21 protein-coding genes and 1 pseudogene are annotated in these 25,256 nt (G+C 74.0%); 15 read left to right on the forward strand and 7 right to left on the reverse strand.

From position 1 onward, the window contains the following. The first annotated feature begins 180 nt into the window (after positions 1-180). The 8 genes from FF36_RS04350 (at position 181) to FF36_RS04385 (ending at position 6,627) form a co-directional block, all read left to right on the forward strand. Entirely contained in the window at positions 181-984 is an 804-nt protein-coding gene (locus FF36_RS04350) for a DUF881 domain-containing protein (RefSeq protein ID WP_242422284.1), read from the forward strand. Continuing rightward, positions 981-1,313: a DUF1290 domain-containing protein gene (locus FF36_RS04355; RefSeq protein ID WP_044883652.1), complete on the forward strand. Its 333-nt coding sequence runs from the start codon at positions 981-983 to the stop codon at positions 1,311-1,313. The genes FF36_RS04350 and FF36_RS04355 overlap by 4 nt, the downstream gene beginning before the upstream one ends. Before the next feature lie 2 nt (positions 1,314-1,315). Continuing rightward, entirely contained in the window at positions 1,316-2,452 is a 1,137-nt protein-coding gene (locus FF36_RS37080; RefSeq protein ID WP_242418194.1) for a DUF881 domain-containing protein, read from the forward strand. A 96-nt stretch (positions 2,453-2,548) separates the two neighbouring features. Further along, positions 2,549-2,929: a glycine cleavage system protein GcvH gene (gene gcvH, locus FF36_RS04365; RefSeq protein WP_044883653.1), complete on the forward strand. Its 381-nt coding sequence runs from the start codon at positions 2,549-2,551 to the stop codon at positions 2,927-2,929. A gap of 294 nt (positions 2,930-3,223) precedes the next feature. After that, on the forward strand, positions 3,224-3,769 hold the full coding sequence (locus tag FF36_RS04370) for an FHA domain-containing protein (RefSeq protein WP_009739506.1): 546 nt from the start codon (positions 3,224-3,226) through the stop codon (positions 3,767-3,769). 16 nt (positions 3,770-3,785) lie between these two features. Further along, on the forward strand, positions 3,786-4,559 hold the full coding sequence (gene ftsR, locus FF36_RS04375) for a transcriptional regulator FtsR (protein ID WP_044883654.1): 774 nt from the start codon (positions 3,786-3,788) through the stop codon (positions 4,557-4,559). Positions 4,560-4,717: 158 nt separating this feature from the next. Then, entirely contained in the window at positions 4,718-5,203 is a 486-nt protein-coding gene (locus tag FF36_RS04380) for a bifunctional nuclease family protein (RefSeq protein WP_009739504.1), read from the forward strand. A gap of 884 nt (positions 5,204-6,087) precedes the next feature. Further along, positions 6,088-6,627 (forward strand): MerR family transcriptional regulator, encoded by a 540-nt coding sequence (locus FF36_RS04385; protein WP_044883700.1) that lies wholly within the window; start codon positions 6,088-6,090, stop codon positions 6,625-6,627. A gap of 371 nt (positions 6,628-6,998) precedes the next feature. Here FF36_RS04385 and FF36_RS04390 read toward each other — a convergent pair whose 3' ends face one another. After that, positions 6,999-7,514, reverse strand: coding sequence for a phosphatase domain-containing protein (locus tag FF36_RS04390; RefSeq protein ID WP_082121672.1), 516 nt, complete (start codon positions 7,512-7,514; stop codon positions 6,999-7,001). An 822-nt stretch (positions 7,515-8,336) separates the two neighbouring features. Between FF36_RS04390 and FF36_RS04395 the strand changes: the two genes are divergently transcribed. The 5 genes and pseudogenes from FF36_RS04395 (at position 8,337) to FF36_RS04415 (ending at position 15,227) form a co-directional block, all read left to right on the forward strand. Continuing rightward, positions 8,337-11,402: an FtsK/SpoIIIE domain-containing protein gene (locus FF36_RS04395; RefSeq protein ID WP_044883655.1), complete on the forward strand. Its 3,066-nt coding sequence runs from the start codon at positions 8,337-8,339 to the stop codon at positions 11,400-11,402. A 1,324-nt stretch (positions 11,403-12,726) separates the two neighbouring features. Further along, a complete protein-coding gene (locus tag FF36_RS04405; RefSeq protein ID WP_009739496.1) occupies positions 12,727-12,990 on the forward strand; it encodes a hypothetical protein in 264 nt (87 codons plus the stop codon). Positions 12,991-13,261: 271 nt separating this feature from the next. After that, on the forward strand, positions 13,262-14,055 hold a 794-nt coding region (locus FF36_RS37085), incomplete at its 3' end, for a trehalose-6-phosphate synthase (RefSeq protein ID WP_242422285.1). A 1-nt stretch (position 14,056) separates the two neighbouring features. Then, positions 14,057-14,782, forward strand: a pseudogene (locus FF36_RS37090) (trehalose-6-phosphate synthase); the annotation flags it as partial. 250 nt (positions 14,783-15,032) lie between these two features. Continuing rightward, the gene (locus tag FF36_RS04415; protein ID WP_370657157.1) at positions 15,033-15,227 is read left to right on the forward strand and encodes a hypothetical protein; all 195 of its coding nucleotides are present in this window, start codon (positions 15,033-15,035) and stop codon (positions 15,225-15,227) included. A gap of 28 nt (positions 15,228-15,255) precedes the next feature. On the opposite strand, the gene FF36_RS04420 is transcribed toward FF36_RS04415, so the two are convergent. The 4 genes from FF36_RS04420 to FF36_RS04435 form a co-directional block, all read right to left on the reverse strand. Beyond that, on the reverse strand, positions 15,256-15,798 hold the full coding sequence (locus FF36_RS04420) for a SixA phosphatase family protein (protein ID WP_044883658.1): 543 nt from the start codon (positions 15,796-15,798) through the stop codon (positions 15,256-15,258). Positions 15,799-16,026: 228 nt separating this feature from the next. Then, a complete protein-coding gene (locus FF36_RS04425; protein WP_011603451.1) occupies positions 16,027-16,395 on the reverse strand; it encodes a WhiB family transcriptional regulator in 369 nt (122 codons plus the stop codon). A gap of 788 nt (positions 16,396-17,183) precedes the next feature. Next, positions 17,184-17,555, reverse strand: a complete 372-nt coding sequence (locus tag FF36_RS04430; RefSeq protein WP_044883703.1) for a rhodanese-like domain-containing protein — start codon at positions 17,553-17,555, stop codon at positions 17,184-17,186. 26 nt (positions 17,556-17,581) lie between these two features. Further along, positions 17,582-18,184: a cysteine dioxygenase gene (locus tag FF36_RS04435; protein ID WP_044883659.1), complete on the reverse strand. Its 603-nt coding sequence runs from the start codon at positions 18,182-18,184 to the stop codon at positions 17,582-17,584. Between the two features lie 563 nt (positions 18,185-18,747). Between FF36_RS04435 and FF36_RS04440 the strand changes: the two genes are divergently transcribed. Then, on the forward strand, positions 18,748-20,514 hold the full coding sequence (locus tag FF36_RS04440) for a sensor histidine kinase (RefSeq protein ID WP_044883660.1): 1,767 nt from the start codon (positions 18,748-18,750) through the stop codon (positions 20,512-20,514). A 19-nt stretch (positions 20,515-20,533) separates the two neighbouring features. On the opposite strand, the gene FF36_RS04445 is transcribed toward FF36_RS04440, so the two are convergent. Then, positions 20,534-21,229: a response regulator gene (locus FF36_RS04445; RefSeq protein WP_082121665.1), complete on the reverse strand. Its 696-nt coding sequence runs from the start codon at positions 21,227-21,229 to the stop codon at positions 20,534-20,536. A gap of 607 nt (positions 21,230-21,836) precedes the next feature. Here FF36_RS04445 and FF36_RS04450 point away from each other — a divergent pair. After that, positions 21,837-23,099: a hypothetical protein gene (locus FF36_RS04450; protein WP_128423260.1), complete on the forward strand. Its 1,263-nt coding sequence runs from the start codon at positions 21,837-21,839 to the stop codon at positions 23,097-23,099. 102 nt (positions 23,100-23,201) lie between these two features. Here FF36_RS04450 and FF36_RS04455 read toward each other — a convergent pair whose 3' ends face one another. Then, the gene (locus tag FF36_RS04455; protein WP_052680943.1) at positions 23,202-24,530 is read right to left on the reverse strand and encodes an MFS transporter; all 1,329 of its coding nucleotides are present in this window, start codon (positions 24,528-24,530) and stop codon (positions 23,202-23,204) included. Positions 24,531-25,256 lie beyond the last annotated feature (726 nt).

The following is a 25,256-nucleotide window of genomic DNA, read 5'->3' on the forward strand; positions in this document are numbered from 1 at the left end:
GGATGGCCATGGCGAGGGGCGAATTGCCCCGCCGGCCGACCCGGGACGTCCGCAGCCCGAGGCCTGCCCGGAGCACTGGAGCCCCTGCCCGCCGAGCTCGCCGCACTCCTCGATCGCCCACTCCCGCGATCCACCGACGTGCCGGCTCGCGACGTGCCGGCTCGCGACGTGTCGGCTCGCGTGCGCCGGGTGGCGGGGTGCTGGGGGTGGCGGCGAGCCCTGGCCCTGGCCCTGGTGTTGGCCGTGCTCGGTGGTGTGATCGCGCTCGGGGCGCGGCGTGCCGCAGTGACCGCCGACGCCCGAGACCGGCTCGCGGTGATCCTGCGCGCGCAGGTCGGCGAGCGCTCCACGGCCCTGACGGGCACCGAGGACCGGGTCGGGCGGCTGCGGTCGCAGCTCGCGGTGACCCGCGAACAGCGCCGCCGCGCCCAGCGCGACCAGGCTCGCGCCGTCGCGGACGTCGCGGCGCTCGGTCCCATGACGGGTTCGGCCGCGGTGACGGGCCCCGGCGTGCGGATCATCGTCAACGACCGGCTGGCCGGCGGCTCCGGCGCCGCGGATCCCCGGGTGTCGGCGTCCGGTACCCCCCGCCCGCACCAGACCGGGCCGACGGCCGCCTCGGGCGCACCCGCCCCGGGGCGCATCCAGGATCACGACCTCGCCGACCTGGTGAACGTGCTGTGGATCTCCGGGGCCGAGGCGATCGCGATCAACGGGGTGCGGCTGACGGCGCTCAGTGCGATCCGGGCGGCGGGGGACATCGTGCTGATCAATTTCGTTCCCGTGCTTGCGCCGTACTCGGTCGAGGCTGTCGGTGATCCGCTTCGGCTGGTGCGGCGGGTGGAACAGTCGGCGGTGGTCGACCGGCTGCGCCACCGTCCCGGTTCCCCCGTGACCTCACTGACGGCGTCCATCGCCGCGTCCCTGACCCTGCCCGCGGCGCCGTCACCGGTGCTGCGTCATGCCCGACGGAGCGGATCATGATTCCCCTGCTGGCCCTCGTGCTGGGTGTGGTGGCCGGACTGCTGCTGGGACCGAGCGCTCCGGACTGGTTGGACCCCTACCTGCCGGTCGCGGTCGTGGCGGCGGTCGACGCTGCCCTCGGCGCCGCGCGGTCGCTCGTCGAGCGGACGTTCGACGACCGTGAGTTCATCGTCTCGTTCGCCTCCAACGTGGTGATCGCCGTCCTGCTCGTGCTGCTCGGCGACCTGATCGGCCTCGGCGGTGCGCTGTCGACGGCGGTCGTCGTCGTGCTGGGCATCCGGATCTTCACGACCGCGACGGTCCTGCGCCGCGCGCTGATCAGGCTCTGACGATGACGGCGAGCGCGGCGCGGCCCTCCCGGCCCGAGCCCGCCGGCGAATCCCCGGCCGAGCCGGTTGCCGGCGCTGGCACGGACCCGGCGCCGTCGACGGCTGGCGAGCCGGACGTCCCACAACCCGCCGTCCCGGAGCCCCTCGTCCCCCCGGAGCCCGCCGTCCCGGAGCCCGCCGTCCCGGAGGCCGCCGTAGCGGAGCCCGCTGTTCCGGAGCCCGCTCATCCGCAATCCGCTGAGGACGGGGGGGATGGCGTCCAGCAGGTCGAGGGTGACGGGGAGCCAGCCGTCGGCGGTGCGGTCGCCCGAGCCGCGCAGGCCGTTGCGGGTGAGCCAGGCACCGGCGACGTGGCCGGGGCGACGACTCCCGCGCAGCCCGGGGCGGGATCGGGGCCGCCGAGGATGCGGCTGAGCCGGGCGGTGACCCTCGTCCTGCTGGCCGCGCTCGGATTCGGCGGGGTCGTCGCGGCGCGTTCGGCGGACCCGTCGTTCTCCCTGGCCACGGCCCGCCCGGACGAGCTCGCTGCCAGCCTCGGCGCGATCGGTGCCGAGAACCGGGCGCTCGCGTCGCAGGAGGGGCGCCTGCGCCGAGAGGCGGCCGGGACAGCCGGGGCGGGATCGCCGGGGGCGTCGCCGGCACCGGGCGGGGCGTCGGGGCCGGCCGGCGGGCGGGGCGCCGAGTCGGGCGGCGGGGCGGACGCCGAGCGCGCCCGGGCCGACGAGCTGGCGATCCTCGCCGGGACGGTGCCGGTCGACGGGCCCGGGCTGGAGCTGACCATCCGGGACCCGCACCGGGCGGTCGACGCCTCGGTGCTCGTCGACGCGCTGCAGGAACTGCGCGACGCGGGCGCGGAGGCCATCGAGATCGCCGGCGTGCGGGCGGTCGTGTCGACCTACGTCGCCGACGAGCCGGGGCACGGGCTGATCGTGGACGGGAGGTCGGTCGCTGCGCCCTACGTCCTTCGGGTGGTCGGTGATGCCCACACCCTCGACCAGGCGCTGCGGATCCCGGGTGGGGTGCTCGATACGGTAGCGGCGCGGGACGGGGCGCAGGCCAGCGTCCGGACCCTCGGGCATCTCGAGATCCGTGCGCTGCGACCCGCTCCCAGCCCCCGCTACGCTCGCCCGGCCGGATAGCTCCGCCGCCGCGCGGGTTGCCTGGCGACGGGGTTGGAACGACGGCTCCCGCCGGCGCTGGTCGGAGCGATGCGGATCAAGGGGAGGCGATCTCCGGTGTACCCGGACGACCTGAAGTACACCCGTGAGCACGAGTGGATCCGGCTCACCGGGAGCACGGCCCGGGTGGGCATCACGTCCTACGCGCAGGAGGCGCTGGGCGACATCGTGTTCGTGACGCTGCCCGAGGTCGGCACCACCACCGCGGCGGGGGAGCCCTTCGGCGAGGTCGAGTCGACCAAGAGCGTCTCGGAGATCTACGCCCCGGCCGCCGGTGAGATCACCGCCTGTAATGAGGCGTTGGTGAGCGCACCCGAGCTGATCAACTCTGATCCGTACGGGGATGGCTGGCTGGTCGAGTTCACGTTCACGGACACGGACTCCATCGAGGGCCTACTGGACGCCGGCGAGTACGCAGAGCACGTGAAGGAGTACTGACGGTACTGGCTGTGTCCCGATGGCGGGCGGTGGGTGACGCCACGCCGAACAACACGGGTCGCACCCTTTTCACGAGCGTGCCCCCGATGCACTAGCCTCGGGGTGCACCGGGGCACGGTCGTGGACGGCCCAGCCGTCGGCATGTGATCATCCCGGTGGTGGGGGTGGGCTGAGGACGTCTGGCTACCACCATCGCAAGTGCTGGTAGAGACGTTCCCGCCGCCTGTCCGGCGGCGGCCGAGGCGGCTGGCGAACCTCGCTCGCGCGGGGTCCCGGCAGGAAGCGGACGCGACTGTGTTCTGCACGAGGTGCGGACAGCAGAACCCGTCCGACGCGCTGTATTGCGCGCGGTGCGGGTCCCCTCTGGTACGTCCGGGTGAGCCCGTGGCGCCGGAGCGGCCCGCCGAACAGACATCGACGTTGAATCTGGCCGCCGCGCTCTCCGGAATCGAGGGCGATCACGTCGACGAGTCGACGGAGCGCGACGCCGTCGCCGCCGTCGACGCGCTGCCGCCGGGTTCGGCGCTGCTGGTCGTCAAGCGCGGGCCGAACGCCGGCAGCCGGTTCCTGCTGGACGCCGACATGACCACCGTCGGGCGCCATCCCGAAAGCGACATCTTCCTCGACGACGTCACCGTCTCGCGCCGGCACGCGGAGTTCCACCGCTCGCCTTACACCAAGGGCTTCTCGGTGCGTGACGTCGGCAGCCTCAACGGCACGTACCTCAACCGGGAGCGCATCGACTCCGCCGAGCTGACCAGCGGCGACGAGGTGCAGATCGGGAAGTTCCGACTGGTGTTCCTGACCGGGGCGAGCTACGGGGGGTCAGCGGCGCGGTGAGCGGGAGGGACCCACGGTGAGCGGCTTCGCTGCGGCGTCGCCGGCCCCGCGCCCGAACGGGCCCGGTCGGGACCGGGCCGGTTCGGGCGCGAAGGTGCTCAACATCGGCCAGGTCCTGGAGCGGCTGCGGGCCGACTTCGCCGACATCACGCTGTCGAAGATCCGCTATCTGGAGGCGGAGGGACTCGTCGAGCCGGCTCGCACGAGCGCGAACTACCGCAAGTACTCGGCCGACGACGTGGCCCGGCTCCGTTACGTCCTGCACGCGCAGCGGGAGCGGTTCCTCCCGCTTCGCGTGATCAAGGAGGAGCTGGCCTCCCTCGACCGCGAGGAGACGCCGGTACACCGACCCGGTCCCCGCGCGGTGCCCCCGCATCCGGCTCCTACCGGCCTGGACGCCATCCTGGGGGTGGAAAGGGTCAGGATGTCCCGCCGGGAGCTCCTGGCGGCCGTGGGGCTCGACGAGGAGGAACTGGCGGACCTGGAGCGGCACGGCCTGGTCGCCCCGATCGCGGGCGGCGGGTACTACGACTCCGACGCCCTGCTCGTCGCGCGCACGGTCGCGCTGCTCGCCGGGCACGGCGTCCAGGCCAGGCATCTGCGGGCCGCCCGAACGGTCGCCGATCGTGAGGCTGGTCTCATCGAGGCCGCCACCGCCCCGTTGCGGGGCCAGCGCGGCTCGGACAACGCCGGGCGGCAGGCGGAGACCGCCGATGAGCTGGCGGCCTTGCTGGTCCGGCTGCATGCGGCCCTGCTGCGGTCCCGGCTGGCGGCCGGTCGGTCGAGCTGACCGGGTGGTCGAGGCCGAGGCGGAAGTGCCCTGCCGGGCAGCGGAACCGGTGGGCGCGCTGACGCCGGGCGGATGCGGGGATACTGTCTCCCCTGTGGGGTTTTCTGGCTCCGGTCACAACATCCCGCCCTGCCCCACCTGCGCGAGGAGGTAGATCGGTGCATCGGCTGGACATCGTCGGCGTGCGAGTCGAGCTTCCGTCGAAGCAGCCGATCGTCCTGCTCAAGGAGGTGGGCGGTGAGCGGTATCTGCCCATCTGGATCGGCGCCGTCGAGGCGACCGCGATCGCCTTCGCCCAGGAGGGCATCACGACGGCTCGACCCATGACCCATGACCTGATGCGGGACGTGCTGCGGGCGCTGCAGACGGACCTGACCCGGGTGACGATCACGGACCTGCAGGACGGCGTCTTCTTCGCCACCCTCGTGTTCGGCAACGGGGTGGAGGTCTCCGCCCGTCCGTCCGATGCGATCGCACTGGCGATGCGGATGGGGGCGCCGGTCTACGGCGTCGAGGCCGTCCTGGCGGAGGCCGGGATCACGGTCCCCGAGGAGCAGGAGCAGGAACAGGAGAGCGAGCTGGAGAAGTTCCGGGAGTTCCTGGACACGATCTCTCCCGAGGACTTCAACACTCCCGGCTCCTGAGCCTGCCTCCGCCCCGCGGCGACCAGCCGTCGCGGGGCGGCGTCGGCGCGCGACCGGTCGTCCTCGGCGGTGCCCGCTCGGCCGCACGCCCTTTACCTGCTCTTTCGGCGAGTTCACGGCGGCCCGCGTGGCCCGAACCGGGTGCCCCGTCGTGGGGATGGGGGCGCGCGCCGCACCCCGTTCGCGGGCCCATCGCACCCCGTTCGCGGGCCCACACGCCCAGGAGCGGGTGTGGTCCGGCCCGGCCCGGCCGGCGGGCCCCTTTCCCTGGCCTGGCGGGCTTCGGCGGCTCTCTTCTCAGGGCGGACGGGCCCGCCGTGGGACGAGTCCCGCCATGACCGCTCCGATGCGATTCCTTTTTGTCCGATCTGGCCGGCCATGTCCGCTGGACTACAGACACGCCGGCTTAGATCATTGAAGGAACCGCGCGTCACTCCTACGGTCGGAGGAACCCGATCCCGGAGCTCGTGGCCGCCCGTGCCCGTGGCGGACGCGTCAGCGGACGAACGTGCTCCGGCTCTGACCCTTGCCGGGGAGGTGGTGGCGGCGGGCCGTGCCCGGACCTGTGGACCCGCGTCGCGGGTGGTCAGGGCGCGTAGGCTGCGCGCGTCTCGTGCCGGTCGGACAGCACCGACCGGTGGACCTGCCGGTGTCGGCGTGACCCTGCCGGCCGGCAGCCACGGGCCGGCGGTCGCGGGCCGGCGGTGTGCGGGCGAAGGCCGGTGGCGTCCGGTGGCGTCCGGTCGGGACGATCCGGACGTGGCCGTGGAAGTGACTCGACCGGGCTGGGTGTCCGGGATGGCGGGACCGGGTGACCGGCCGCCGGGACCGACCCGGATCGATCCGGAGGATGGGGCTGGCATGGCGGCGAAGTGCGTACGACGATGATCGAACAGGGCCAGCTCTTTCCGGACGAGATCCCCGAAGCTCCTGGGGACGACGTCGGATACCGCGGGCCGACAGCATGTGCCGCGGCGGGCATCACCTACCGCCAGCTCGATTACTGGGCGCGGACCGGCCTGGTCGTCCCCAGCGTCCGCGGCGCGTCCGGTTCGGGCAGCCAGCGGCTGTACTCCTTCCGGGACGTCCTCGTCCTACGGGTCGTCCGCAAGCTGCTGGAAGCGGGCGTCTCGCTGCAGAACATCCGGGTCGCCGTGGAGCACCTGCGCACTCGGGGAGTGGACGACCTGGCCCAGCTCACCCTGATCAGCGACGGCTCGACCGTCTATGAGTGCACCTCGGACGACCAGGTGATCGATCTGGTCCGCGGCGGCCAGGGGGTGTTCGCGATCGCGGTCGGCCGGGCCCTGCGCGACATGCGCGGCCAGCTCGCCGAGCTGCCCTGCGAGCGCCCCGGCCAGCCGCCCGCCACCCACCCGGGCGACGAGCTCGCCAGCCGCCGCACCCGGCGCAGCAGCGCCTGAGCCGCGCAGGTCTGCCTGAGCCGCGCAGGTCTGCCTGAGCCGCGCAGGTCTGCCTGAGCCGCGCAGGTCTGCCTGAGCCGCGCAGGTCTGCCTGAGCCGCGCAGGTCCGCAGAGCGCCCCGGAACGCCGCGACTCGGTTCTCCGCAGGATTCCGGGCCCGGATCACTGCCCGAATTCGTGTTTTCCTGGATGAATGGCTTCCGGGATTTCCGGGCCGCCGATTCTGTCGGTATTTCGGCGGGTTCTTAGCGGATTGCCATCGAGGGCCGGCCGGGGCGCCGCTTCTTGGCCGGAGTCTGGCAGGGGCCGAGCCCGGGTGCTCAGGGTCGACGTCGGGCGCGAGCCCGCGGCCTGAGGTTCAGGCGCGAGGTTCAGGTGCGACCCTCGGACTCCTGGGCGTTGCCCAGGGTGGCCTCGTAGGCGAGCCACTCGGCCCGCAGCACCGGCCAGCCGTCGGCGCGCAGCAGGTCCACCACGGCGGGGTCGTCGTCGACCACGACGGCGACCTGCCGTCGCGCGCCGAGCTGGCGCAGCTCGGCGCGCTTGAACACCCGGGCCGGGCGGCGGTCGTCGTCGGGGCGCATCCGCAGCTCCCCCAGGGGCAGGCCCTGCTCGCCCAACCAGCGCCAGGTCGCCGCCCGCGACCGTTCGGGCCGGCCGGTCAGCCACACCACCTCGTGGTCGCGGGCGAGCCGGTGGACCAGCTCCACCCCCTCGGCCAACGGCGGGTCCGCCGGCGCTGCGGCGAAGAACGCCTCCCAGTCGCCCGGTCTGGCCCGCAGGAACCGCAGCCGGTGACGGACGTCGGCCACCACCCCGTCCACGTCGATGACAGCGAGCGGCCGCTGTTCCGGCACCATCGGCCCCCCCCGACCCCCGGCGCTCATCGCGGCGGGATCGGCCGGGCTGCCGGGCGGCGAGCCGCCCACCGTGCCGCCGGTCCGGTCGGCCGTGCCGGCGATACCCGCCGCTTCAGCCGCGTCCGTCACCTGGATCCCCTTCCCGCGTGGCCATCGACGCTGCGCGCCCCCACCGGCCGGCTCATCGACGACGCGCCGGGAACGCTGCCCTCGCCCGGCCATTGAACACGCGCTCGGTGCCGCATATCGGTCCCGGTCGTGCACTGCCTGCCGGATCGCCTCGAACATCGCACCTTTCACCCCGTCGTGGGCGTCATCCTGTCGTGGGCGCCATCCCCTCATGGGCCCCACTCGTCATGGGCCCCGGCGGCCCTGTCATGGTCATGGATCGCCGAAACCGGTTCGACGCCTCGACGCGGTGTCGGGTGGCCCACATGCCGCGGCGCGTGGACCGCCGGCCGGCCGGATCCGCGCAGGCTGTCGGGGGTGGTCCCGGCGTCGTCCGTGCGGTGGCGGCGGGTGTGATCCGGGTCCGAACGGCCACGTCGGCGCCGGGCCGTCGTTAGCGTGGCCAAGGTCAGCATCCGATGTCACTCGGTGACGGCGTCGCCCGTGCGGCCCTCCGGTGGGTACACCGGTTCGGTCGGTCGGCGGGTTCTGGGATGTTTGCTCCCTCGGACGTGTCATGGTCGTCGGGGGAATTTCGTCGCCGGGTGCCCGACGCGGCGGCGGTCGCCCGGTGCGGTGCCGAGGTGCCGGTGTGGTGCCGAGGTGCCGGTGTGGTGCCGAGGTCTTCGGTGTGGTGCCGAGGTCCCGGTGTGGTGCGGAGATGGTGTGGGGAGGTCGACGATGTCGGGTACCCGGCGGGCGCGCACGCTCGTGGCCGGTATTCAGTCCTCGCTGGGAGCGGCGCTGGCCCTCGCCGACCGGCTGGAGGAGCAGGCGGCCGAGCTCGAACGTGGCGGAGCGTCGACCGCGTCCACGGCGGCGCCGAGCGCCCCGGGCCGGCCGGGCGCGGCGCCCGGGTCGCACGGCGTCGACGCCGAGCTGGCGCAGGCCCGGATGATCGCTCGTAGCGGGGCCCGTGGCTTCGCTGGTGCCTCCTGGGCCGCCCCCGACTGGCGGCACGGCCCGTTCGGTGCCGTCCCCGCCGCGGGGGGTGGCGTGCGCAGCCGCTTCCGCCCGGGCCTGTGGCAGGTCGGGCAGGTCGTCATCCCGCCGGATGAGCCAGGCACGCCGCACAGCACGGTGCCGCTGGCGGTGCCGCTGCTCGATGGCCGCAACCTGCGGATCGAGACCACCCCGGCGCGGCGTGCCGCCGCGGTCGATCTCGTCCGCGGGCTGCTCACCCGGATCCTGGCCGCGGTGCCCGCCGGCCGGGTCCACCTCGTCGTCTACGACCCGCACGAGCTCGGCGCCGGCCTCGCGGGCTTCGCGCCGCTGCGGGCCGCCGGCGTCGCGTCGGCCACCATCACCACCCGGGCCCGGCTGGAGGAGCGCCTCGCCGAGCTGTCCGCGGAGGTGGGCCGGATCACCGTCGAGCGGCTCGCCGGCCGGTTCGACTCGCTACGGGAACGCGAGGACGCCGGCCACGGCCGGCCGGAACCGTGGCTGCTGCTGGTGCTGCTCGGCGATCCGCGCCTGTACGAGGAGGGTGCCCGGTCGCTGGCGGCCGTCGCCGCGCAGGGGCCCGCCTGCGGCGTCCATGTCCTCTCCATCGTCCAGCTCGTCCCGCAGCCCCACCAGGGCGGCCTGGACGGGGGAGACGAGCTCGACGACGTGACCCCGCCCGACCCCGACTCCGACGATCTCCGTCTGGACGAGGCGGCCGACTCGGTCGCCGAGGCGCTGCCGAACTCGGTGGTGTTCACCGCCGTCGAGCTGCTCGCCGATCGCCCGGACTGGCGCGGCGCGCAGCCCGGCCTTTGGCGCACCTCGCTGACCGGCCTGCTGGCCGTCCAGCTCGACCCGCCGCCGCCGCCGGATCTCGTCACCGCCGTCACGAAACAGGTCGCCGACGCGGCCGCCCGCGAGGCGTCCCGCCCCCCCGGCATCGCCGAGCTGCTGCCCGGCGCCCTGTGGGAGTCCGACAGCGCCGCCGGGATCACCGTGCCCGTCGCTCAGGGCCCCGACGGGCCGGTGCGGCTCACCTTCGACGACGACACCGTCCACGCCCTCGTCGGCGGTCAGGCCGGCGCCGGCAAGTCGACCCTGCTACTCGACATGGTCTACGGCATCGCCGCCCGCTACGCCCCCGACCAGGTCCGCTTCCACCTGCTGGACTTCAAGGAGGGCCTGGAGTTCGCCCAGTTCGCCGCCGGGGTCGCCGACCCGTTCTTCCTGCCGCACGCCGACACCGTCGGCATCGAGAGCGACCGTGAGTTCGGCGTCGCCGTCCTGCGCGCGGTCCGCGAGGACATGCGCCGCCGCTCGGTGGCGATGCGGGCCGTCGGCGCGCGGGACCTGCGCGGTCTGCGGGCCGCCGACCGCAGCTCCGCCTGGCCGCGGGTCATCGTCGTCGTGGACGAGTTCCAGGTGATGCTCACCCCGATGGACGCCATCGCCCGCGAGGGCGTCGCCCACCTGGAGGTCCTGGCCCGCCAGGGCCGCGCCTACGGCGTTCACCTGCTGCTGGCCAGCCAGACGCTGTCCGGCATCGACGCCCTCGACTCCACCGCCGGCAAGCGCGGGTCGATCTTCGGCCAGTTCGCGCTGAGGGTGGCGCTGCGCACCTCGATCTCGGAGTCGCGGGTCCTGCTGTCCACGTCGAACGAGGCCGCGGGCGCGCTGTCCGGCGTCGGCGAGGCGATCGTGAACCGGCGCAACGGCCATCCGGCCGGCAACGAGCTCGTCCGGGTCGCCTTCCCCGACCCGGTCGTGATCGCCCAGTTGCGGGACCGGCTGGCGACCGCCACGGCGCGCAGCCTGCCGTCGGCGCCCCGACCGCGAGTCTTCGTCGGGCACGCCCCGGCGATCCTCGACGACAACCCGGTCTACCGCGCGTTGGACGGGCGTCCGGCGCCGCCGGCGATCGAGTCCGCCGCAGCGCCGATCGGGGACGAACCGCCGGCCCCGATCGGCGCGGACGCACCCGCCGAGTCGGAGCCCCTCGCCGTGGCTCCCGACCGGTCCGCGATGCCTGCCGTCGCGATGCCTGCCGTCGCGATGCCCGGCGGCGACCCGCTCGCGCTGGTCGGGGTGCCCGTCGACCTCGCCCCGGCGGCGGTCGGGATTCGCCTCGCCGCCTCGCCCGGGCGCCATCTCGCCGTGCTCGGCCCGCTGCGCCGGGAGGCGGTCGGCATGGTGCAGGCGGCGGCGGCCAGCGTCGCCGCCCAGCTACCGGCCGGCGGCCTCGTGGCGGAGATCGTCGCCGCGGAGCCGACCGCGCTCGGCGCGGCGGAGATCCTCGCCCAGCGGATGCGGCGCTCCGGTCACCCCGTCCGGGTCGCCGACGTCACCGGGCTGCGCGCGGTGCTCGCCGCCGCCGCGGACGAGACCCGGGCGCGGGAGGAGGCGGCGCTCGCCGGCGCCGGCGGCCCGGAACCGCCCCTGCGGCTGGTGGTGGTGTTCGCGATGGACGCCGGGCGGGCCGCCCTGGAGGTGCGTGATCCGGCGTCGCGCCGGACCGGCCTCGACGATCTGCGCACGGTCACCCGCCGCGGCCCGGCGACCCGTGTCCACCTGGTCGGCTGGTGGCGCGGGGTGTCCCGGATGGCGGAGGACCTCGGGCCGGTGAACAGGGACGACATCGCGGCGTGGGCGGCCGCGGGCGTGCCCGGCAGCGACCTGTTCGCCCTGGCCGGCCATCGCCCGGTGGCCGGCGGGACGATGCCGAACCGGGCGGTGCTGTTCGACCGGCACATCCAGTCCGAGCCGCGCACGGTGGTGCCGTTCGCGCCGATGGTGCGGGGGTAGGGCGGTGGCGATCGGGCAGGAAGATCCAGACGGCGCCGGATGGGTGGGTACCCGCCGCGAGGCGGGGCCCGCCCGGCCGGCCGGCCCCGGGGGAGGACGGAGCGGGATGATGGCGGGAGCTGAGTCGTTGGACACCCCCGAGGCCTGGTCTATCGCCGGGTCGTGGCAGCGGGGCGCGACGGCGACGCCGGACGCGGCTGCGATCACGGCCGTCCCCGCTCCGGGTGGGCCGCCCGCCGGGGATCGCGTCGTCGTGCCGGGCGAACCAGGCGGTGGCGCGGCCGCCGCCTACGCCGGTGCGCTGGGACGTCAGCCGGGCGGTCCGGCGGGCGGTCCGGCGGGCGCCGATCCCGATCCCGGCCCCGACGATCCGCTGAAGGCGGCGATGCAGTACCGGAGGCTGCTCGGCGCCTCCGACGCCGCCCGCGCCCGCGCGGATCGGGACGCCTACCAGCGGCGCCAGGGTGGCCGCGCGCAGGCGCGGCGGCACCGTGAGGCCGCCGCCGACATCCGGGCCCGGGTCGAGAGCGTGTGGGCGCAGGTCGCCGAGCCGCTGGCCCAGTACGGGCTCACCGAGCTCGATCAGCTCAGGCCGGCCGCCGCCGAGCCCGCCGCCGCGGTCGCGCTCACGAAGAAGTCCGCCCCGCGCCGCGGCGCCGACGCGCCGGCCCAGCGGCGGCCCGGTCGGCCGCTGGCGAGTTCCGGGCGGGACCTGCGCGGTGGGTCGGACGCCGGCCATGCTGCCGGCCGCCAGGGCGGGTCGGGGCGTGCGGGCCGGTCGGGGCGTGCGGGCCGGTCGGGACGCGGGGAGCTCGGCGTCGTCGGGCAGCCGACGGCGGCTGCCCCGGTCGATCCGCGCACCGCCCCCCGCCAGGCCTACGACCTCTGCCTGGAGGCGATGAGCAAGGCCGCGGAGCTGCGGGCGGTCTCCAAGGCGGCCGGTTCGGCCTCCGCCGGGCTGATGACCGCGCTCGCCTGCCTGCTCAGCCTCGTGGTCGTGGGGGTGTTGCGGGCGTTCACCGAGGCGCCCGGGCTGCCCTGCATCATCGGTGCGGCGGTGCTCGCGGCGGCGTTGGTGGCCGTGGCGGCCGGCTCCGATGGNGGGGNGATGGCCGTGTTCCGGGCAGGCATGCTGGGAGCGGGCGCCGCCGCGGTGGCGGTGCTCGCCACGTTCCGGCTCGCACCGATGGCGCCGGTCGACGTGGCCGCCGCGCTGCTCGCGCTCGCGGCCGCGGCCCGGTTCGGCCTCGGGCTCGGCTCGGGCACCGAGCAGGCGCCGCCGTCCGGCTCGCGGGCCGGCGGTTCCAGGAAGGGATGAGGACGGGTGTCAGGCACGATCGCCGACGTCAAGGCGCAGCTCGACGAGGCGTTCCGGCGCACCGAGGAGGTGGCCGGCCAGCTCGAGGGCGCGCTGAGCATGATCGAAGAGGCGCAGGCGATGGTGATCGCGGCGACCGACGGCAGCGAGCATCGTGCCGTCGAGCAGCTCACGAGCGCGCTCGTCGAGACGCGTGACACATTGCAGATGTCGCTTGCCTCCCTGGGCTCGGCCGTGCAGGAGGTCCGGGACTACCGGGACGGCCTGTAGCCCACCTGCCGTGATCGTCGGCACACCCGATGTCGCGGGGGGCGGCCGAATCCCCACAATAGGGGGGAGTGCGGGTCACGGACGGATATCGCGCCGGTGGCAACAGTGACCAGATGAAGGTCTGGGTAACAACGCTTCAGGCGCCCTGCAACGCGGTGCATCCGAAAGCGGGGCTCACTACAGTCCGGATTGTCCCCGTGCGCCCGGGCGCCCGAGCGATCAGCGGCACCGGACGCCGAGTACCGCCCGTGACCAGGAGGCTGCATCCGCCGTGTCGGACTTCATCCCCCTCGACCTGCCTCTCGTACTCCTGTCCAACCGCGGTCCTGTTAGCTTCGACCGGGATGCCTCCGGTCGCACCGTGAACCGGGGCGCGGGGGGCCTCGTGTCGGCCCTGTCCGGACTCGCCGAACACCTCGACGACGCCGTCTGGGTCTGTGGCGCCGCCGGCGAGGAGGACGCCGCCGTCGCGGCGGAGAGCGCGGGCAGCTCCATCCTCGTCCAGACCGCTCCCCAGCCCCACGTGGTGGACGGCGAGCCGGACGGCCCGGCGATCCGGGTCCGCCTCGTCGTCACCGACCCGACCGCCTACGCCGACTTCTACAGCGTGTGGTCCAACCCGATCCTCTGGTTCATCCAGCACGGCCTCTACGGCCGGTCGCTCGCGCCGGTGCTGACCCGGGCCGAGCACGACGCCTTCGAGAACGGCTACGCGGCGGTCAACCGCGCCTACGCCGACGCGGTCGTCGACGAGGTGCGTGCCCGCGGGGGCAAGGCCCTCGTCCTGCTGCAGGACTACCACTTCTACCTGGTCGCCGACTGGGTGCGCGAGCAGTGCCCCGACGTCGTGCTCACCCACTTCGTGCACATCCCCTGGCCGGGCCCGGACGAGTGGCGCATTCTGCCCGGCGACATCCGCGAGCGGCTGCTGCGCGGGCTGCTCGGCAGCGATGTCGTCGGCTTCCACACCCGCCGCTACGCCCGCAACTTCGTCCTGTGCGCCCAGGAACTCCTCGGCCTGCCCGTCGACCTGGAGCAGCTCACCGTCACGGTCGGGGACCGGGTNGTCCGCGCCCGCTACTACCCGATCTCGGTCGACGCGGCCGCGCTCGACGCCACCCAGGCGTCGGAGGAGGTCGCGGCGCACATCGCGATGCTGCGCTACATCTTCCTCGACGACGATCGTCAGCTCATCCTGCGTGTCGACCGCACCGACCCGAGCAAGAACGTCGTGCGGGGCTTCCTCGCCTTCGGCACGCTGCTCGACCAGCATCCCGAGCTGGTCGGCAAGGTCAGCTTCCTCGCCCTGCTGCAGCCCAGCCGCACCGACGTCCCGGAGTACGCCGACTACATCGCGCTCATCGGCGCCGTCGTCGCCGAGATCAACGCCCGGCACACCAAGGAGGGCCGCCAGCCGATCGACCTGCGGATGGTGGAGGACTTCCCGCTGGCCGTGGCGGCCTACTCGATCTGCGATGTGCTGATCGTCAACGCGATCGCCGACGGGATGAACCTCGTCGCGAAGGAGGTGGCGGTCGTCAACCGTCGCGGCGGTGTGCTGGCCCTGTCCGAGATGGCCGGCGCCCATGAGGAGCTCGGCGAGTTCGCGGTGACCCTCCAGCCGTTCGACGTCCAGCAGATGGCCGACGCCCTGTACACGGCGCTGACGATGCCGATGGAGGAGCGCCACCGCCGGCTCGCCGCCGCCGCCGAACAGGTCCGCACCCATGACGTCCGGCGCTGGCTCGACGACCAGCTCGTCGATCTGCGCCGGATCGCCGGATTCATCTGAGCCCGGAGGAACCCGGATGGAGCCCGGACGGAGCCCGGACGGAGCCGACCGGACCCCGGACGGCGGGCCGAAGGGCCCGGTGCGGTCCGGGTACCACCCTGCCGACCTGCCTGCGCGGACGGGTCGGAAGAAGGGGCGAACGCACATCGGCCCCGGGCATCCGCCATCGGTGTTCGCAGGTAGTCTCGCAGCGGGAACGAGGCGCATCCCGCTGCCGGCAGGCGGTGGGATGAGAGGGACAGGAGTGGACGTGGCGAGTGAGACCGGTCACCACAAGGCCAACACGGGTTCGTGGCTGGCGGTGCTACTGCTGATCGCGGGCTTCGTGATCGGGAGTTTCGCGCTCATCTTCGCCTCGGTGCCGCTGTGGATCGTCACCGCCGTGCTGCTGGTCGGCGGCGGCATCGTCGCCCTGGCCTCCCGGATCATGGAGCAGGCGTACTGAGCCTGGCGAGTCGGGCGGCGCCCCGCGCTCAGCTCGAGGCGGCCGGGGGGTCGGCTGCCGCACGCAGCGCGCGGGGAGTGACGTAGGAGACGAGCCGGGTCGAATCCTGGCCGAGCTCGGCCCACCGCGACACGGCAAGGTCCTCGACCGCGAGCGCGGCGGTCGGGAAGGTGGGGATCCGGAAGCGTTCGTCGGGGGCGAGCAGGGCCACGGCGAGCGTGTGGATGCCGGGGTTGTGTGCCACGAGCAGGACGCTCGGCACCCCGTCGTCGACCTCGTGCAGCCGTTCCAGCAGGGCCTGCGCCTCCGCCAGGTAGAGGCGGTCCTCGACCAGCACCGGCACGCTCGCCGGCAGCGCCTCGGCGATGCCCTCGACGGTCTGTCTGGTCCGCAGGGCGGCCGAGCACAGGATGAGGTCCGGGGCCAGCCCGTTGTCGGCGAGATGGCGGGCGATGAGCCGGCATCCGCGGCGCCCGGCGTCGGACAGCGGCCGGTCGATGTCCGGGATGGAACCGTCGGCCCAGTCGGACTTGGCGTGACGCAGCAGCAGCAGCCGGCGGGGCGGCCTCACTCGACACCGCCGAGTGATCTGATACCGCGCGTGGAGAACATGACTTCACCCGCATTCCCGTGCATGGCCGTGTCGAGCTGTTCTGGAATGCGGAAATGTACCAGCCGGGGAACTTGACGGCGAACGGCCCGGCCCCGCGTGGGGGTCGGGCCGTTCGCCGTACCGTCTCTGGGGCGGTTGTAGTGCCAGGGGGTCAGCAGTACCAGGGGGGTCTGCAGGTACTGGAGGTCAGCTCGCGACCGAGGCCGACAGCAGCAGGCGGTCGGCGAACACCAGCGCGTCGTCAGCGCTCAGGCGGCCGCGGGGAACGACGGTGGCGCGCTCGTCCGAGGTCAGCCCACCCCACACGCCGTGCTCCTCCTGCCGGAAGATCGCGGTGGCCAGGCAGGGACGCTGCACCGGGCAGTCCGAGCAGATCTTGCGGGCGCGGGTCTCGGCGGCGGCGCGGGCCTTGGTGTTACGGCCGTCCGGCGGGAAGAACGCGTCCGGATCGCCGTCGCGGCAGGCCGCGTCCTGGCGCCAGTAGGCGGGCCAGCCGGCGCCGAACGGCTGCGGCGGCAGGTCACGACCGGGAAGAACAGGTACCCCGGCGCTCATCGGGCATCACCGCAGACGCAGTGGCACGCGGCGAACAGGAAGCTGGGTGCGGCGGAGCTTCTGGCAGATAGCACGCTGAGCTGACTGGGCATACCGTCTCCTGCTGACGTTGCAAAGGCGGACACATGCTTTTGCAGACCGCCAAATCCGGCGTAGCGCGACACCCCAGACAGGCAGGTCAACCTTGTTGCGGCGAGAGGCCCCCTGGGGTTCCGGGAGGAATCCACCGACGGTGCCATTCGCCTGGCATACCGGGGGTGGGCTCCACTCGGAAACGATCCCGTCTCGTCTCGTTAACCGAGGAACGTAGACGCCTCTCGACCGGATAGCAAGGGTTCCGGAACGCGGACGTCCGGAGTGCTTCCGCGGGCCGTCAGGGCGCGCGCCGGGACGCCGTGCGGGTGATCCGCAACGGCGCGAGCCAACCTTGATGATCTTGATGGCAGTGGCGGCCGGGTGCGGGACGAGGCTGCTCGTCAGGGGAGAATTGCTGGTGGGCAGCGGAAACGGGCACCCAGGAGATCGCTGTCCAGTGGCCGACACGGGACACCGAAGCCCTCACGGAGAGGACTACGATCGCCCACCCGGCGCCGCGCGCGGCCGCGTTGCGAGCAGGTGACGAACGGGGGAACCCCGTCCGGGGGGCGTCACCGGGCCGGATTCGGCCGTGAAATGTGCGCAGAACCACATTCGACGCCTTTGCTGATGCAAGCGCCGCAGGTGGGGTTCGGGGTACGCGGAAAGTTCCGGTGGCGTACCGCCGAGTGGGGCGATCGGCGTCGGACCGGTCACGCACCGCCGCGGATCGGCAGGCCCGCGGCGGCCCAGGCGTGGTATCCGCCGATTACGTCGGTGGCCCGCCGCAGGCCGAGCTGGCGCAGCGCGTCGGCGGCGAGGCTGGAGGTGTAGCCCTCGGAGCAGATCACGATGATCTGAAGGTCGTCGCCGGTCGCGATCGGCAACCGGGCGTCGCTGGTCGGGTCAAAGCGCCATTCGAGCACGTTGCGTTCGACGACCACGGCGTCGGGGATCTCCCCCTCCGCGGCCCGTTGGGCGGCGGGCCGGATGTCGACGAGGACGCTGCCCGAGCCCTCGGCCAACGCCTGCGCCGCCTCGGCGGGCTCGAGGCGCCGCAGGCGGGAGCGGGCCGCGGCGAGCATCGCGTCGATCCTGCTCCCGCCGGCGGTCACCGCGCGGCGCCCACGGCCGCGACGTCCCGCCCGGCCGGGGTCGCGAGCGCCGGTGCCGGGACCGCCGCCGCGCGCACGTCGGCGCCGTCCTGCGTCGGCGCGAAGCGCATCGGCAGCTCCGGCGGGGAGTACGCGTGGATGGTCGTGGCGACCTCCTGCCCGCGGTTGGCGACCCGGTGCACGTGCTCCGCGCCGAACCCGACAGACGAGCCGGTCAGGTGCTGGCGGACCCGCGTGATCGTCCAGTTCCGATCGTACCGGTCCTCCTCGACGCGGCCCTCGGCGACCGTCATCGCCCCCAGCGCGCCCCCGTGGTCGTGCACCTCGGTCTGCTGCCCCGGATACCACCCGATCAACCACACCTCGACCGTCGCGGAAAGCAGCAGCCGCGTGTACCAGCGACGGTCGGGACGGTGGTGGATCACCGGGCGCCAGATCTCCGGCACGCCGGCGAAGGCCGCAGTCAGGTCCCGCAGTGTCGCCAGGTCGATGATGCCCGGCTCGTCGCTGAGGCACGCGGCCGGCAGAAAGGGGGCCGGCAGGAAGGGCGCGGCGTGACGGGCCGGGTCGGCGCCGAGCGCCGGGTGCAGAAGAGGCACGGGGAACTCCCAGGGCGGTGGAGGCGAACGAGTGCCACCGCGTCGGCCGGGAGAAGGGCGGCCGGCGGGGGCGGGGATCGGCGCGGGCGACCGTCCACCCCGCAGGGCCGCGGCGAGCCGGGCGGCGGGGCGCGCTCGCAGGAGCGCGTGGGGGCGTTCGGTCGGGCCCGGCGCGGTGCGGGACCGGAAGGCGGCGGACGGGGCTGGACGCGCGCCGATCCGCCGGCGACGACGAGGCGCCTCAGACCCGCCCGGTACACGCCGCGCTGACGGCCCGACCCAGGTCCGTCACGCGGTCGCGGTGCAGGAGAGGACGCAGCACTGCCATGCAGCACACTGTACTTCTGCTTGCGGTCCGCACTCCACGTTGCGCCGCGTCGGGCGGCGCGGAGGCGGCGGACCCGGGCGCCGGCGGCGGAAGGGACCCGGGCCGCCGCCGAGGGTATTCCCCGCAATCGCCCCGGTGGATATCCTGCACGCCAGAGTGATCCCACCTTCGGGCGGCCGCTCTTCGCCGAGGGGCCCGGCTGGGAGCCGCGCGGAGCGAGGAGGAATCACCCGCGATGACTGTTGTGCCCTCCGATGGACGCCCGTGGGCGGTGCCGGCCGCGGGCGATCCCTCGCCTCTCGACGAGCTGCGCACCCGCCTGTCCGCGCAGGTCGACGAGGTGGCCTCGATGCAGTCGCGGATGCAGGGCCTGCTCGACGCGGTGGTCGACGTCGCCCGCGAACTGAGCCTGCCGGTCACGCTGCGCCGCATCGCGCAGGCCGCCAGCCAGCTCGTCGACGCCGAATACGGCGCCCTCGGGGTCATCGGCGAGGCCGGCGAGATCACCGAGCTCATCCACGTCGGTTTCGCCGAGGGCGTGCCCGGGACGATCGGCCGGCTGCCGCTGGGCCGCGGTCTGATCGGCGAGAGCCTGCGCTATCCCCGCCCGCTGCGCGTCGCCGACGTGGCGGGCCATCCGGCCGCCGTCGGTTTCCCCCCGGGTCATCCCCGCTTCGACACCTTCCTCAACGTCCCGATCATGGTGCGCGGAGAGGCGTTCGGCACCCTGTTCCTCGGGGCCAAGCGGGGCGGCGGCGAGTTCAGCCGGGAGGACGAGAGCCTGGCCTGCGCCCTGGCCGCCGCGGTCGGCTTCGCGATCGAGAACGCCCGCCTGTACGAGGCGACGCGGCGCCGCCAGGCCTGGCTGTCCGCCAGCGCGGAGATCACCACGGCGCTGCTGTCGGTGGCCGATCCCGAGGAGGCTCTCGAGCTGGTGGCGCGCCGCGCCCGGCAGGCGACCGCCGCGCGCCTCGCGGCGATCCTCGTCCCCGACGCCGCCGGTCTGGTCGTCGGGGTGGTGGACGGGCCGGGGCAGGAGCACCTGCGCGGCCGGGTCTTCACCGGCAACGAGCGGATGACCGAGGCGATGCGCACCGGGCGGGCCGTGCTCGTCGGCGCCGGCGCGCCCGGCGGCCCGTTGCTCGGCCCGGAGACCCCCGACGCGACGGCCATGGTCGGGATGGTGGTGCCGCTCATGGCGGGCGGCCGAGCGCTGGGCATCCTCGTCCTCGGCACGAGCGGTCCGTTCGAGACCTTCAGCGGCCTCGACCTGGAGATGGCCGCCGCCTTCGCCGGTCAGGCGGCCCTGTCGCTCGAACTCGCCCGCATCCACCGCGACCGGGAGCGCCTCGCGGTGTTCGAGGAACGCGATCGGATCGCCCGCGACCTGCACGACGTCGTGATCCAGCGGCTGTTCGCGACGGGCCTGCAGATGCAGAGCCTCGCCCGCGTCCTGGACGGCCCGGCGGCGGGGCGGCTGCACGTCGCCGCCGACGAGCTCGACCAGACCATCGCCGACATCCGCCAGACCATCTTCTCGCTGACGGTCGCCGACCTCGACGGTGCCGACCTGGGCACCGAGATCCGGTCGATCGTCGCCCAGACCGAGCGCGCGCTCGGCATCAGCCCCACGATCCGGGTGGACGGGCCGATCGACCGCCGGGTGCCCGCGGCGATCCGCCCGCACATGCTCGCCGCGCTGCGGGAGGCGCTGTCCAACATCGCCCGGCATGCCCGGGCCACCCGCATCGACGTGCTGCTGCGGGTGACCAGTGTGGACGTCCTCGTCGAGGTCCGCGACGACGGCTGCGGTCCCGGCGGGGCCTCCCGCAGCAGCGGGCTGGCGAATCTGCGCCGCCGGGCGCTGGATCTGGGCGGCCGAATGGGGTTCGGCCCCGGCGAGAACGGCATCGGCACGACCGTGACCTGGCTGGTCCCGCTCATCACCCCGCCGGGAGCGCTGCACGCGTACTCGCCGGCGGACCACTCGACCGCCCGCTAGCGCCCGGCGGCCAGCCGCGTCAGGTGTTCAGGCGGGTGGCGAAGACGGCGGCCTGGGTTCGGCTCTCCAGGCCGAGCTTGGCCAGCATGCTGGACACGTAGTTCTTCACCGTCTTCTCGGCGAGGAACATCCGGCTGGCGATCTGACGGTTCGTGAGCCCCTCCGCGATCAGCCGCAGGATGCGCCGTTCCTGGTCGGTCAGACCGGCGAGCCGCTCATCCTCGGCCGGCCCCTCCCGCAGACGTACCAGCACCCGCGGCGTGACCGCCGGGTCGAGCAGGGACTTGCCCGCGGCCACCTGGCGAACCGCGTCCACCAGAGCCGTGCCCCGGATCTGTTTGAGGACGTAGCCGGCGGCGCCGGCCATGATCGCGGTGAAGAGCGCCTCCTCGTCGTCGAAGGAGGTGAGGATGAGGCAGGCGATTCCGGGGTCCGCCGAGCGCACCTGGCGGCAGACCTCGATGCCGCTGCCATCCTCCAGCCGCGCGTCGAGCACCGCGACCTGCGGTCGCAGCGCGATGATCTGGCCGAGCGCCTCGTCGGCCCGGCCGGCCTCGCCGACCACCTCCACGTCGGGTTCCTCGGTGAGGAGATCCCGCAGCCCGCGCCGTACTACCTCGTGGTCGTCAAGAAGGAACACCCTGATGATTCCGGTGGTCGACGGTGGGGACGCGGCGTCACCGACACCGGACCCGACCGCCACTTCGTCTGACACCGTTGACTCCGCCCGACCTCGCTGTCGTAGAAGACCGTCGCTGTATGTCACGTGCGGCAAGCAGAATATAACGCTCATGGTCCAACGCCCGGGCTGGCTTGGCGGAACGGACGGGGCGGCGAGCCGCGCCGCGGGCGCCTCGGTGGGGGCCGGGAACGCCGTCTGCGGAGCCATCCCGAACGGGGTGGCCCGTGAGGTCGCCACCGACGTGGAACAGCTAGGTAATCATTTAACTGCTATGTGTAGTTTCCGTATGTGATCATGACCTGGTTGTCGCGGCGGAAATCCGCGCCACGCCTCCGGCGCTTTCTGGGGCGGGGCGGCGGGCCCCGCGCACGCGGTGATCCGTGCCGATGTCTGCGCCGCACCGATCGTTCGCTCCTTGGCGTGCGTCAATCATGTCCGACCTCCCGCTAGTTTGCGCCGATATGTCGCCGCTGTGTCGGAACACACCCCGATGCGGAGCGCATCCGGTCTGTCCGTCAGAATGCGGGTCTCGCCCACGCCGACGGCCTGTTGGCCGGGCCGTTCCCGGGGCCGGGGGACGCCGGCGCTGCCGAACGGGCGTGCGGACGATGCCGACTTCGTGAGGAAAGGACGTGCGCGCGTGCGATGGGGTAAGAGTGACGACACGGTGCCCATGACGGCCGGGGCGAAGATTGTCACGCTGCTGGCCGCTCAGACCGAGAGCGCGCCACTCGAGCCGCCCGTCGGCCGGGTCGCCAGTCGGTCGTGGACCGTGACCGGGACGGTGAACCCCGCCGCCTCGACCACCTATCGGGTGTCGGCGACGGTCGCGACGTTCCCGGACGCGGATCCGGCCGACGGCCCGGACGGTGCGCAGCGCGCGGAGACCGCCGTCGCCGCAGCGGATCTGACGCTGTCCTACCAGCAGCTCGTCCGCTTCCGCGACGCGCTGAGCGCCGACGGCTACACCGTCACCGAGGTCTTCGAGGGGTGGCGGACGGTCGCCCTCGACGTGACGCCGGCCGCTGCGGCCGCAGCCCCCACCTCCAGGGGTCGCAAGGCCGCCGCCGACCCGGTCACGCCCCACCCGGTCGTCGCCACGCCGCCCGCGGCCGAGCCGGTCGAGCCGGTCGCCGCGCCGTCGGCCGAGGCCCCGCCCGAGCCGACCACGGCCCAGCCGGAGGCTGGCTCGGCGACGAGCAGAGACGCGGCCGGCGAGAGCGTCGTCAACGCCGCCGGCACCGAGGGATCCGCCGGCATAGAGGGATCCGCCGGCATCGAGGGATCCATCCCGGCAACCTCGACGGAAACCGGTGCCACCGAGGTGCTGCCCTCGACGCCCACCGCCGAGACGGCCGCCGACGCCGGTGCCGCCGAGCCCGCCGGTGCGGCGGAGCCTGATGACGGGACTGTGGCGGCCGACGCAGCGCAGGCCACCGGCGCAGCGGAGGCTGCCGATGGGACTGCGGCTGCCGATGGGACTGCGGCTGCCGATGGGACTGCGGCCGCAGACGGGGCCGAGCCTGTCGATGCGGCCGGGGCTGCTGAGAAGGCCGAGCCTGCTGAGAAGGCCGAGGCCGCCGATCCCACGGAGAAGGCAGCGGAGGGCACGAGCGACGACGCGACCGTGGTCGCCGCGGCGGGTCGCAAGGGCCGCAAACGGCGCGGTGACGCCGAGGCGGCCCGTTGCGGGGCCCGGCGCGGACTGCTCCGTCGTCGACCCGCCGAGGTTGTCGCCACGGCCGCCGCGACTGCTGCTCCGGCCGTGACTGCTGCTCCGGCCGTGACTGCTGCGCCGGCCGCGTCCGGAGCGCCGGCTCCCACTGCCGAGACGATCGGCCCCGCTGACGCCGAGACCGGGGAGGGGACCGCAGGCAAGGCGGGCGACGACACCGCCTCCTGAGTGTCCTCAGCGAACCGCCGCCCGGCGAGAGGTTGTCGGGCGAGCGGGTCGCTGCGCGCCCCGTCTCGGGGGCCGGGGGCCGGAAGCCGTGGACCGGGCCGGTCAGTCGGCGGGGGCGGCCGCGCCGGTGGTATCGACTGCGGAGGCGGGGCGCTGGACGCCGGCCGGGGCGGGGCCACGGGCGTCGACGTCCGGCAGGTACCGGCGCCCGAGCAGGGCCGTCAGGCCGGCGAGCAGACCCGCGCCCGCCGGCACGAGGTAGCCCAGCCGTGCGCCCCCGGTGTCGATCAGGCGGCCGGCCAGCGGGGAACCCACGGCGAGGCCGCCGACCACCGCCATCGTGAGCCAGGCGAAACCCTCGGTGCGGGCGTGTGGCGGAACGATCCGCTCCATCATCGCGTTCGCGTCGATCATCGTGGGGGCCACCGTGGCGCCGGCGAGGACGGATAGCGGGATCATCGCGGCCACGCCGACCCCAGCCAGGGGGAGTGCGAGGCCGACCGTCAACAGCGCGATTGAGCGCAGCAGCCGGGCCCGGAGCGGGCGGTCGTGCGTGCGGGCGCCGGTGATCAGGCCGGAGATTCCCGAGCCGGCCGCGAACATGCCCAGCAGCAGCCCGCCGATGGCCGCCAGGCCCTGCTCGCGGGCGAAGGCGACCATGGCCACATCGATCCCGCCGAAGCCGATCCCGATCGCAAACACGATCGCGACCAGGGTGCGGGTGTCCGGCCGCCGCATGATCCGTTCCGGTGGCGCGGCCGACGCCGGCCGGGGCCCCGGATCGGTGCCGTGCTGCAGCGCGAGCCCCATGGCGCCGACGCCGAGCAGGACCGCCGAGGCCAGCAGGCCGGCGGCGGGGTCGACGAGGGCGACCAGCGCCGTCACCAGGGTGGGCCCCAGGATGAACACCAGCTCGTCGATCGCCGCCTCCAGCGCGAGCGCGGCGGGCAGCAGCGCGCCACCACCCAGCAGTGCGCTCCATCGGGCCCGTACACAGGTCCCGACGGGTGGCAGGCAGCCGCCGGCGACCATCGCGGCGAGGAACCACAGCGGCCGGGGGGTGCCGGCCCACACCGTCGCCAGCAGCGCCGCCACCCCGAGCAGATGCCCGGCGAGCCCGGCGAGCAGCACCCTGGCCTGGCCGAAACGGTCCAGGGCGCGGCCTACCCGCGGCACGCACACCGCCTCGCTGAGCGCACCGGCGGCGGCGACCGCCCCGCCCACGGCGTACGAGCCGGACCGGTCCTGCACGAACAGCACCGTGCCGAGCGCGTGCATCGCGATCGGCAGCCGTCCCACGAACGCCGGCCCGATGAACCGGGTCGCGCCGGGGGTTGCGAGGGTCCGCCGGTAGACGCTTCCGACCGCGCCGGGCGCGGGGGCCTCGGAACCGCTGGCGGGGACGGGGTACATCGGGGGCGGGTCGGTCATAACAGGTCAAGAGTGCCGCACCGCACCGCCGGACGCCAACGGAATTTTCCCTGGTCAGGAGCGTGTCATGAGCGGTCCGGGTCACGTCGTCCACTCCTGCGTCGCGCCGGGCTGAGCCAATCTTCAGCGCGCAGGGTGGGGCGGGTCGATGGTGGCTGGCCTCTGGCTGCCGAGGACGGGCGGCTGGGGCCCGGGGGTTGGCCGTGCCAGTTGTGCATGGTCGGGATGCAGGCAGTGACTGGTCGCTCTCACCGAAGCAGTACTGGGGTCGCAGCGGGCGGCACGGCGGCCCCGGTGACGGATCAGGGCGATGGGATAACGGCGGGGACGAGATGACCGCGCTGTCTTGTCGGAGTCGGGGCGTGGGTCGGGGTCGGGGCTGCGGTCGGGGCGGGGCTGGTTCCGCGGAACCTCCTGATCGTCGGACAGGGGTGGATGTGGCTTCCGGTTTTGCGGAACGCCGTGACGGCTGGGGTCGGGTCGGCCGGGTCGAGGCTGGTCGGGTCGGGTCGGGTGGGTCGGGTTGGGGTGGGTCGGCTCGGAGTGGGCGGCGCAGGGTGGGCGGCTCAGTGTGGGGCTGAGGCCAGGTCTGGGTGTGGTTGATGTCGGGTGGTGCATGGGTGGGGTCGGAAAAGTGTCGGTGGTGGGTGGGAGTGTGTCGGTGTCCGATGGTCCTCGACACCCCTGGCCTGGTGATCATGATGGTGGGTTCTGTAGCAACTCCGA

The organism is Frankia torreyi (assembly GCF_000948395.1).
GTDB classification, from domain to species: Bacteria; Actinomycetota; Actinomycetes; order Frankiales; family Frankiaceae; genus Frankia; species Frankia torreyi.